General features: G+C 58.3%; 8 protein-coding genes, 1 tRNA gene and 1 pseudogene. 4 read left to right on the top strand and 6 right to left on the bottom strand.

The window, feature by feature from the left end; all coding sequences use genetic code 11:
* Both B2W52_RS20415 and B2W52_RS20420 read left to right on the top strand, forming a co-directional pair.
* Positions 1 to 263, top strand: a 263-nt coding sequence (locus B2W52_RS20415) for an NfeD family protein (RefSeq protein ID WP_286803994.1), incomplete at its 5' end; no start/stop codon positions are given.
* A 37-nt stretch (positions 264 to 300) separates the two neighbouring features.
* Positions 301 to 1,104: a slipin family protein gene (locus tag B2W52_RS20420; RefSeq protein ID WP_273017725.1), complete on the top strand. Its 804-nt coding sequence runs from the start codon at positions 301 to 303 to the stop codon at positions 1,102 to 1,104.
* 42 nt (positions 1,105 to 1,146) lie between these two features.
* On the opposite strand, the gene B2W52_RS20425 is transcribed toward B2W52_RS20420, so the two are convergent.
* From B2W52_RS20425 to B2W52_RS20435, 3 genes are all read right to left on the bottom strand, one after another.
* On the bottom strand, positions 1,147 to 1,428 hold the full coding sequence (locus tag B2W52_RS20425) for an Lpp/OprI family alanine-zipper lipoprotein (protein WP_008176834.1): 282 nt from the start codon (positions 1,426 to 1,428) through the stop codon (positions 1,147 to 1,149).
* Positions 1,429 to 1,635: 207 nt separating this feature from the next.
* Positions 1,636 to 2,199 (bottom strand): L,D-transpeptidase family protein, encoded by a 564-nt coding sequence (locus tag B2W52_RS20430; RefSeq protein ID WP_273017724.1) that lies wholly within the window; start codon positions 2,197 to 2,199, stop codon positions 1,636 to 1,638.
* 107 nt (positions 2,200 to 2,306) lie between these two features.
* Positions 2,307 to 4,031, bottom strand: a complete 1,725-nt coding sequence (locus tag B2W52_RS20435) for a potassium/proton antiporter (protein ID WP_273072697.1) — start codon at positions 4,029 to 4,031, stop codon at positions 2,307 to 2,309.
* A 70-nt stretch (positions 4,032 to 4,101) separates the two neighbouring features.
* Here B2W52_RS20435 and B2W52_RS20440 point away from each other — a divergent pair.
* Positions 4,102 to 4,175 (top strand) — tRNA-Gly (locus B2W52_RS20440).
* Positions 4,176 to 4,199: 24 nt separating this feature from the next.
* Here B2W52_RS20440 and B2W52_RS20445 read toward each other — a convergent pair.
* Both B2W52_RS20445 and B2W52_RS20450 read right to left on the bottom strand, forming a co-directional pair.
* A complete protein-coding gene (locus B2W52_RS20445) occupies positions 4,200 to 5,510 on the bottom strand; it encodes an NAD(P)/FAD-dependent oxidoreductase (RefSeq protein ID WP_008176838.1) in 1,311 nt (436 codons plus the stop codon).
* Positions 5,511 to 5,756: 246 nt separating this feature from the next.
* Entirely contained in the window at positions 5,757 to 6,362 is a 606-nt protein-coding gene (locus B2W52_RS20450; RefSeq protein ID WP_008176841.1) for a TetR/AcrR family transcriptional regulator, read from the bottom strand.
* Between the two features lie 117 nt (positions 6,363 to 6,479).
* On the opposite strand from B2W52_RS20450, the pseudogene B2W52_RS20455 reads away from it, so the two are divergent.
* Positions 6,480 to 7,035 (top strand): annotated as a pseudogene (locus B2W52_RS20455) (carboxymuconolactone decarboxylase family protein).
* A 25-nt stretch (positions 7,036 to 7,060) separates the two neighbouring features.
* On the opposite strand, the gene B2W52_RS20460 reads toward B2W52_RS20455, so the two are convergent.
* Positions 7,061 to 9,169: a NosR/NirI family protein gene (locus B2W52_RS20460; RefSeq protein WP_286803995.1), complete on the bottom strand. Its 2,109-nt coding sequence runs from the start codon at positions 9,167 to 9,169 to the stop codon at positions 7,061 to 7,063.
* Positions 9,170 to 9,360: the final 191 nt, after the last annotated feature.

Consider the following 9,360-nt stretch of genomic DNA (forward strand, 5'->3'; position numbering starts at 1 on the left):
GCTTTATCCTCTGGACGGTGACCCGGTTCATCGGCCTGCGTCGACGGCATCCGGTCAGTGGGGCCGAGCAGATCACCCATGAGGAAGGCGTGGCACTGGATGAATTTTCCGGGGAACACGGGCATTACCGGGGCCATATCCGGCTTAGCGGTGAGCGTTGGAATGCCATCAGCGAAGCGCCTGTCAAGGAGGGTGACCGGGTTGAAGTGACAGCAATTGAAGGTTTGACGGTAACCGTCAGGGTCATCCCGGAAAGCGGTTGACCCGGTAAACAAAGTAACGGCAATACAAGGAGGCCGTATGATTGGCGATCTGATTCCCTATCTGGCACCAACGGTGGTGTTACTGCTCATTCTTGCTTCGGCCATCAAGATCCTGCCGGAGTACGAGCGTGGCGTTGTGTTCTTTCTCGGGCGGTTCCAGGGCGTTAAAGGCCCGGGGCTGATCATTGTGATTCCCGGCATTCAGCAGATGGTGCGGGTTGACCTGCGGGTCATCACTCTGGATGTGCCCAGCCAGGATGTCATTTCCCGGGATAACGTGACGGTGCGAGTGAATGCCGTGCTTTATTTCCGTGTCGTGGATCCGGAGCGGGCGATTATCCGGGTGGAGGATTTCAATTCCGCAACCAGCCAACTGGCCCAGACCACGCTGCGGTCGGTGCTGGGCAAGCACGATCTCGACGAAATGCTGTCAGAGCGGGACAAGCTCAATTCGGATATCCAGGAAATCATCGATGCCCAGACCGAGGAATGGGGCATCAAGGTGGCCAACGTGGAAATCAAGCACGTGGATCTCAACGAGTCCATGATTCGTGCCATTGCCCGCCAGGCGGAGGCCGAGCGTGAGCGGCGTGCCAAGGTCATCCACGCCGAAGGCGAATTACAGGCGTCCAAGAAGCTGGTGGAAGCGGCGGATGTCATGTCTACCAACTCCGGTTCCATGCAGCTGCGTTACCTGCAGACCCTGGCGGATATGAGCAATACCAATTCATCCACCATTGTGTTTCCGCTGCCAATGGAGTTGATGACCACGTTCCTGAAGGAAAACAAACCCTTTACGCCTGATAAGCCCGATCCGGACAAACCCGAACCCGAGGCATAAAAAAAGGCCGGCATTGCCGGCCTTTTCTGTTACGTATCAGCCTTACTTCTGGCTGGCACGCTCGAGCATACGCTTGGCACGCTCGTTTGCTTCGTCAGCGGCTTTCTGGGCTGCCTTGGCAGCGGCCAGAGCTTCTTCTGCAGTCTGCTGGGCAGTACGTGCAGAGCTTGCAGCGCTGTTAGCGGTGTTCATTGCATTTTCAGCAGTGCGCTCAGCGGAGCTGGCGGTTGCATTCGCTTCGTCGAGGGCGCCTTGGTCAGTCGTGGCACAACCTGCAGTCAGAGCAGTGGCCAGTGCAATCCCGGCGATCGTCAGTTTACGCATTGTAAATCCCCTTATTGGTCGAGTTATTTCCTGTGATCCGAAAGTCAGTATAGACGACTTCCTGTCAACCTGTGCCCGATAGGCATAATAGGCATTGACTACCGGAGTCGTTAAACAGTGTAAAACACTGTAAGCCAAAATGTTAACTCAGGATAGGTAAATATTCTTAGCGTATGACAACAACTTAATTCTGCTGTCAGGCTTTTCTCAGGGGTGAATGCTGATCGGGGTCCCGTTCGACACCAGTTGCCAGATTTCGTCCATCTCTTCGTTGGTCACGGCAATACAGCCATCGGTCCAGTCAAGACCGGTGTAGGCGAAGGCCATGTCGCCCACATCATTGGGAAGGCCATGAATCATGATGCTGCCACCGGGATTCAGACCCCAGGCCGACGCCAGTTCACGGTCCCGCTCGCTGGGGTAGGAGATGTGGATGGATTTGTAGAAATCGCTTTCGGCATTGCGCCAGTCCAGCGTGTAGTCGCCTTCGGGGGTGCGTTCGTCACCTTCATACAGCTTGTGACCTTCCGGGTTGTCGCCCAGGGAAATGCGGTAGCTGCGAACCACGTCTTCGCCGTCCATCAGGTACAGGCGACGCTCTCCCTTACGGACGACCACCTTGCTGACACTGCCGATATCCGCGGGCTCATACAGGGACGCACCGGGCATGCGGGTGTCGGCTTTCGCCAGCAGCTCGGTGGCGAAGGCATTCGGCGCGAGCCCCAGACAGAGCAGGGCGAGAGTGGATAGCAGGGCGCGGAAAATACTCATGTCCTTAACTTACCAATGATTAATCTTTGTACAGGCGTTTTATACCACAGCCTGCAAGGGATCTGTTAAGGGGTTTTGTTAACTTTTTTGGCTATCTGGTTCGTTGTTCAGCCATTTTGTGAACTGTCCATCTTCAGACCCACCTTGGTCACCTGGTCAGCGCTGGTGGCCCGGGCAACCAGAGTCACCGGGCCGAGGGTCACAACATCGCCAACAACGGGGTGACCTTTGGTGCGCCGGGCAAAGCACTCGGCCAGGGACAGTTCCGGTGGCAGGTCATCAAATTCGATGCCGTAGACCTGCTCGACATCGCCGAGCAGGGCATCGCCGTTGAGCACGAAATCACCAAAGAATGCCCGCTCGGCAAGGTATTTGGGCGCGTGGCGGCCGCTAAGTGCCTTGCCCAGTTCCGGCAATACGCTGGGGGTTGCGAACATGGCAACCATATCCCCGCTGGATACCTCAAGATCGGCTTTCGGCTGTAAACAGACCCGGTTACGGAATACCCCGGCCACAGCGGTGTTCTCCGGAAAGCGCAACTGGCTGAGTCGGCGTGGCGTTTCCCAGATTTCGCCCCGCAACGGGAACAGCATCAATTCGTGGTCGCCCGCCGCCGGGGCATCCAGGGGCAGCCTTCGGTACGGGTCTTCACCGGCGGGCACTTCCAGGCGAAGTTTCCGGGCCAGTGGCGTCATGGTGGTGCCCTGCACCAGGAGCGAGACCAGAACGATAAAGAAGGCGGCGTGGAACACCAGCTGGGCTTCCGGCAAGTCCGCAATGATCGGGAACAGGGCCAGCACAATCGGCACAGCTCCTCGCAGGCCGACCCAGCTGATAAAGCCGAGCTCGCGGCGGTTAAAGGCAAACGGCCAGAGGGTCAAAATGACGGTCAGCGGGCGGATAATGAAAATCAGGGAGAGGGCCAGTATTAACCCACCGCCGGCCAGCGGAATCAGGTCCGAGGGGGTTACCAGTAGTCCCAGCATCAGGAACAGGCACAGTTGGGCCAGCCAAGCCAGACCATCGTGCACCTGCAGGATCATCGGCATCATCCGGACATGGCGGTTACCGATCACCACGCCGGTCAGATAAATGGCCAGAAACCCGCTGCCGCCGAGGGCGTTTGTGGCGGAAAACACCGAAATGCCCGCAGCTGCCACCAGCAAGGGATACAGGGAGGGCGTCAGGCGGATACGATTGGCTAGCTCCACCACGGCAAAACCGCCAATAATCCCGGCAACCGCGCCGATGCCGAACTGTTGCACGAGCATGGTCAGGGCGGCCCAGCCCGCGTGATCGCCATCGTTACCGATGAGCGTGACCAGCATCAGGGTCAGGAAAATCGCCATGGGGTCGTTACTGCCGGATTCGATCTCCAGGGTGGCACTGACCCGTTCGTTCAGGTGCAGGCCCCGCCCCTGAAGCAGCGAAAACACGGCTGCGGCATCGGTGGATGAGATGATGGCGCCAATCAGCAGGGCCGTCAGCCAGTGCAGGTCGAACACCCACCAGGCCACAACTGCGGCACCAGCGGCGGTCATCGCGACCCCGAGTGTAGCGAGCACCAGGGCGGGTTTCAGCCCCACGCGGAAGGTTTCCGCACGGGTGCGCATGCCGCCGTCCAGCAGGATCACGCCCAGCGCCAGATTGGCAATCAGGAACGCGAGCTCGAAATCGTCGAACTGGATGCCACCCGGGCCGTCCTCGCCCATCATCATGCCGACCACCAGAAAGATCAGCAGCACCGGCATGCCCACCCGGCTGGAAAGCGGGCTGAGCACAATACTGATGACCAGCATCAGGGCGCCAATCAGAGTCAGGGTGGGATCCATTGTTGCTCCAGACAGAATGCTTGCCCATTGCCGGGCGGACCGCTTATATTGCTTTCGCGGCCCTTTTTTTGCGGGTGTAGTTCAATGGTAGAACGGCAGCTTCCCAAGCTGCATACGAGGGTTCGATTCCCTTCACCCGCTCCACTTCATTGCCGCTCGACTGTATCTCTAGTGTAGTTTGAGTCGGGGTTGCATGGCACGGCTGATTTTATCCATCAGCCAGATAATCCCGGTGCGGAACATGCCGTGCAGGGCTACCTGATGCATCCGGTATAGGGACAGGTAGAACATGCGGGCCACCTTGCCCTCGATGTACATGCTGCGGCCGGACAGGTTGCCCATCAGGTTGCCGACGGTGGTATAGCGGCTGAAATTGATCAGCGAACCGTGGTCGTTGTAGACGAAGGGCACCGCCTCGCCATTGTCCAGGCGGTTGCAGAGGGTCTTGAACAGGGTGTCTGCCTGCTGGTGCGCAGCCTGGGCCCGGGGGGGAACCGGCAGGTCGGAATCCGGTTGCGGACAGGCAGCGCAGTCGCCGAAGGCGAAGATATTGGCATCCTGGGTGGTTTGCAAGGTCTGTTCCACCACCAGCTGATTGCTCCGGTTCACCTCCAGACCTTCCAGCTCGGCCAGGAAAGCCGGGGCCTTGATGCCCGCTGCCCAGATGGTCATTTCCGAGGGTAATTCGGTGCCGTCTTTCATCACGACCGTACTGGGCCGTACCTCACTCACCGGCTGGCCGGTCAGTACTTTCACCCGCTGGTGTTCCAGCTCCCTGGTGGCCGCCGCAGACAGCCGGCCAGGCAGGGCGGGAAGAATGCGGTCAGCGGCCTCGATCACGGAAATGGAAACGTCCGAGGGCTGAAGGTGGTTCATGCCGTACACCGGCAGCTCGCGGGACGCCAGTCGCAATTCTGCTGCCAGTTCCACACCGGTGGCACCCGCGCCGATGATGCTGATATTCAGGGTATGCTCAGCCCCCTGCAACGCCTCGTGATTCTTGCGCAGAAAGGCGTTGAGCATCAGGTTGTGAAAGCGCCGGGCCTGTTTGAGGCTGTCCAGAAACAGGCAGTTGTCCTGGGCGCCGGGCGTGCCAAAGTCGTTGGCGGTGCTGCCCACGGCAATCACCAGTGTGTCGTAGGGGATATGGCGTTCGGGAACGACCTCTGTGCCGTCGACATCGTGGAACGGGGCTATGACCACTTTCTTGCTATCGCGGTCCAGTCCGCTCATGCGGCCGAGCTGGAATTCGTAATGGTGTTTGCGGGCATGGGCGCGGTAGTTGATCTCGTTCGCGCTGGCATCCAGGGAACCGGAGGCAACTTCGTGCAGCAGGGGTTTCCAGACGTGGGTCAGACCGGAATCCACCAGCGTGATTCTGGCTTTTCCCTTTCTACCCAGTTTGTTCCCGAGGCTGGTAACAAGTTCGAGACCGCCGGCGCCACCGCCGACCACAACAATGTGATGAAGGTTATCCATACCAATCAGACCTGTAAGTGAAGAGAGCCAAGGACTCTTCAGGCGAGAATGCTTGGCTGTCCTCACTCGGAACCAGACGAGAAGCCGGAATTCGATCGGGAAACAGGGCGGGGCCTGAGCCGGGCAATAATGTTAACGCGCCCGGACCTGTGGGTACAATTCTACGGAAGTGCTGTTTCCTTCCGGCCTGGCGCTCGCGAACCTGTGGGTGGCGCGCTCGCCGCAGCCGCAGAAGGAAAAGCGGGTTTAATGCTGGGTGCGATACCCGTCCAGGATGGCGGCCATATCGTCACCAAGGTCTTTCATGGCTTGCGGATCCAGATTGCGTTCACCCATGGATCTCAGGCCCATGATCTGCGCCTGCAGGAGCCGGGCAAGTCGACGGCTGTCTACGGATTGCGCCAGCTCCCCTTTCACCCGAGCCTGCTCTACCAGGTCTGCAAGAGATCCCTCGATCGCGGCTAGAATGCTGTTAGCCTGGTCCGCCAGGGCCGAATGCGTATTGCTGGATTCCAGCAGCGTTTTCACGATCATGCAGGCTCGTGAGGGTGCCGCGCTTCCGTCGCCGCAACTGCAGGCGATGCCGCGCAGATAGTCCTGAAGGCCGTCAACAATGGAATCAAAACCCTTGAGGTGAACGGCCAACTCCCGGCCGCCCTGTTCCGCATAGGCGGCCAGTGCTTCTGAAAACAGACCGTCCTTGCTGCCAAACGTGGCGTAGATGCTGCCCGGCCGCATATCGAGGGCCTGCTCGATCTGCTTCATGGAGCTGCCGTGATAGCCCTTCTCCCAGAACAGGCCAACGGCCTTTTCCAGAGCGGTTTTTCGGTCATAACGTGCGTGTCTGGCCATAACAACAATTCACCATTGTAGTGATTTGAATGACCGCTCAATTATATCTTGAATGATCGCTCAATAACAGTTAGCCTGAAGTAGTAATTGAGCAAGCATTCAATAAAGGAGTTGGCAATGACAGATTTCCCCCCTTCACGACAAAGACACGGCACCGGAGAAATCCAGGCCATTGCTGGACAACTCGCTCAAGGCGTTCGGCATGATTCCTGGCCTGCATGCGGTCATGGCGGAGGCGCCGGGCATCCTTGAGGGCTATCAGCAACTGCATCAACTGGTGCTGGACAGCAGCTTTGATAATGATGAAAAGACCGTCGTCTGGCAGACCATCAACGTGGAAAACGCCTGTCATTACTGCGTCCCGGCCCATACCGGGATTGCCAAAATGATGGACGTGTCTGACGACATTACCAATGCACTGCGGGACGAAACGCCGCTCCCGAGCGACAAGCTCGAGGCGCTCAGAACCTTCACTCTCGCGGTCATGCGCAAACACGGCAATGTCAGCAAAGAGGATCTGGACGCGTTTTATGAAGCGGGCTACCAGCACCGCCAGGTACTGGAAGTGATTTTGGTGTTGTCCCAGAAAGTCATGAGTAACTACGTCAACCACATTGCGGAGACGCCCGTTGATGAGCCGTTCAAGAAGTTTGAATGGCAAAAGAAGCAGTAAGCCGGGCTTACGGCAACGGGACGGGTCAGCCCGCATCCGTTGCCAGTATGTTCGCCTGTCTTGATCGTTTTTTGGTCTCGAGCCGCTTGTCGACGCACCGGGTGTCGTCCTCAAGAATAACGACGCATTCCAGGCACTGAATGCATTCGTCGTAATCGATCCGGCCATCCTTGCGAATGGCATTGATACCGCACTCATTCTTGCAGTGCTGGCAGGGGTTGCCACAGAGCTCAACCCGGTCCAGCCAGCTGAACAAGCGTAACCGGCCGAGCGCCGCGAGGCCTGCGCCCAGCGGGCACAGGTAGCGGCAGTAGAATTTGTGGATGAACATGCCGATCACAAGCAGGCCGACGGCGTAGAGCACGAAGGGCCAGGAGCGAACGAAAAACAGGGTTATGCTGGTTTTGAATGGTTCCACCTCCGCCATTTTTTCGGCGACGGTCAGGGAGTAGAAAGCGGTGCCCACCAGGGCGAGCAGGATCGGATATTTGAGCAGGATCAGGCGCCGGTGCCAGTGCTCGGGCACTTTGATCTGGCGGAACTTCAGTTTCTCGCCAAGCCAGGCGGCCATTTCCTGCAGGGCGCCAAACGGGCAGAGCCAGCCGCAGAAAAGGCCACGGCCCCAGATGAAGAGGGTTATGAATGTGTACACCCAGAGAATAAAGATGATCGGATCCAGCAGGAAGACATTGAGAGAGAAACCGTCCCAGATCGCCAGGAACAGGGTGTAGATGTTAACCACCGAAAGCTGGCCCTGGGCGTAGAAGCCGATAAAGAACAGGGTGAAGAACAGAAATCCCCAGCGGAACCGGTGTACCAGCTTCGGGTTGCGGCTCAGGGTTTTCTGGCGGGCGAAGAACACGGTCAGAACGGTCAGGCCGATTACCAGCAGTGAAATCTGCCACCAGCGTTCTTTCCAAAGGCCGATCCAGACCGGTTGACGGGTGTCCTCCGGGTTGGGAGCAACCTCGACGGTTTCGAACAGTTCTTCGTTGAAGCGAACCGGGATATTCAGGGACGTGCGGTCCACCATCAGGTGATTGCGGGCCAGTTCGACATTGAGCTTCAGATTGGCTTCCGCCCCGGGGTTGAAGCCGGCGTTGCCGCCCACGCGGAACAGGTTTCCGGCATCGAATGACGGGATGCCGGCCGCCCGGAAATCGAGATTCTGGTCCAGCAGGTTCAGGTCGCGCATTTCCACGGCAAGATTGTTCTGGGTGAGCCCAACACGGTCCGGAGAGCTGCCGGGCACGAACTCGCGGGAAACGTGGGGAAAGGCGCCCCGGGACATGACGGCCAGAACCTGTGCGCCGTCATCCAGCCGTTGCATGAGGCGCTGGTAGCCATCGTCTCCGAGCAGGTTCCGTCCCACCATGGGCGAATTGATATAGGCGAAGAAAAGCTCGGTAAAAGGTTCGCCGTCTGCGGGTTCGATGTCCATGGGGTAGTCTGAAAGAGGCCGGCCCAGCTCGGCCTCGATGGATTCGGCAGCAATCTGCCAGTGTCCGATGTAACCGCGATCCACCAGTTGCTGCCAGGACATGGGCTGGTAGAAATCCGGTTTCGCCCGTGTGGGTGCGCTCTGGGCAAAGCCCTCGAGTTTCTTGCGGGCCACCTTGAGGGCTGAAGAGAGCACGGTGTCGTTGATGATCAGGACCGAAACCGTGGCCTTGCTGACACCGTCAAAGTGCACCACGTTGCCGTCGCTGGTTCGTCCGGAACGGCTGGAGTTGGAGGTGCTGACAATAATCTGCTCTTGTAACGAATGCCCTTCGTATTGGTCTACAAACTCGAACAGGGGGCCTTCGCCCAGGCCATGAAGAAAGACCGGCTCGTGGTGATTCAGCACCTTGATGCCGGTGAAACGCCCTTTGCTGTCGAGGCCGATCAGCATGCTGATAGGTTTGCCGGCAAAGCCCTGGAGGCGGCTATGGTCTGCGGTTTCGTAGGCATAGCCGAGCAGTTCCTGGAGTTGATACACCGGGTACACGGGAAAATCGGGCAGCTTGTCTTCAATGACCGTTGCCGAGGGAAACAGCTCCTGAATCAGCGCCCGCTTGCTGTCTGACAGCTCGGCGTGAACCGGGGGCACTAAAAACAGACAGGCAAGAAGGAGCACGATGCGCCCTGCCATGGGGTACTCCTGTGGTTCTTTTTGTTTGAACTTCCATGCTAGAGTTTTCGGCCCCGGGCTCAATGCGACCTCGGAGCCAGCTGAATGCTACTTTGTGAGGAGAAATGCCATGACCGACGCTACCTACACGCCACCCAAAGTCTGGAAATGGGACTCTGAGAGCGGAGGTCGGTTTGCCAGTATCAATCGCC

The sequence above is a fragment of the Marinobacter sp. UBA2498 genome (assembly GCF_002341575.1).
Classification (GTDB): Bacteria; Pseudomonadota; Gammaproteobacteria; order Pseudomonadales; family Oleiphilaceae; genus Marinobacter; species Marinobacter manganoxydans.

Excerpts from the sequence above, each read along its gene's own strand:
- B2W52_RS20435 (WP_273072697.1), bottom strand. The coding sequence starts at position 4,031 with ATGGATCCCACCCTGACTCTGATTGGCGCCCTGATGCTGGTCATCAGT.
- B2W52_RS20420 (WP_273017725.1), top strand. The coding sequence starts at position 301 with ATGATTGGCGATCTGATTCCCTATCTGGCACCAACGGTGGTGTTACTG.
- B2W52_RS20460 (WP_286803995.1), bottom strand. The coding sequence starts at position 9,169 with ATGGCAGGGCGCATCGTGCTCCTTCTTGCCTGTCTGTTTTTAGTGCCC.
- B2W52_RS20450 (WP_008176841.1), bottom strand. The coding sequence starts at position 6,362 with ATGGCCAGACACGCACGTTATGACCGAAAAACCGCTCTGGAAAAGGCC.
- B2W52_RS20445 (WP_008176838.1), bottom strand. The coding sequence starts at position 5,510 with ATGGATAACCTTCATCACATTGTTGTGGTCGGCGGTGGCGCCGGCGGT.
- B2W52_RS20425 (WP_008176834.1), bottom strand. The coding sequence starts at position 1,428 with ATGCGTAAACTGACGATCGCCGGGATTGCACTGGCCACTGCTCTGACT.
- B2W52_RS20430 (WP_273017724.1), bottom strand. The coding sequence starts at position 2,199 with ATGAGTATTTTCCGCGCCCTGCTATCCACTCTCGCCCTGCTCTGTCTG.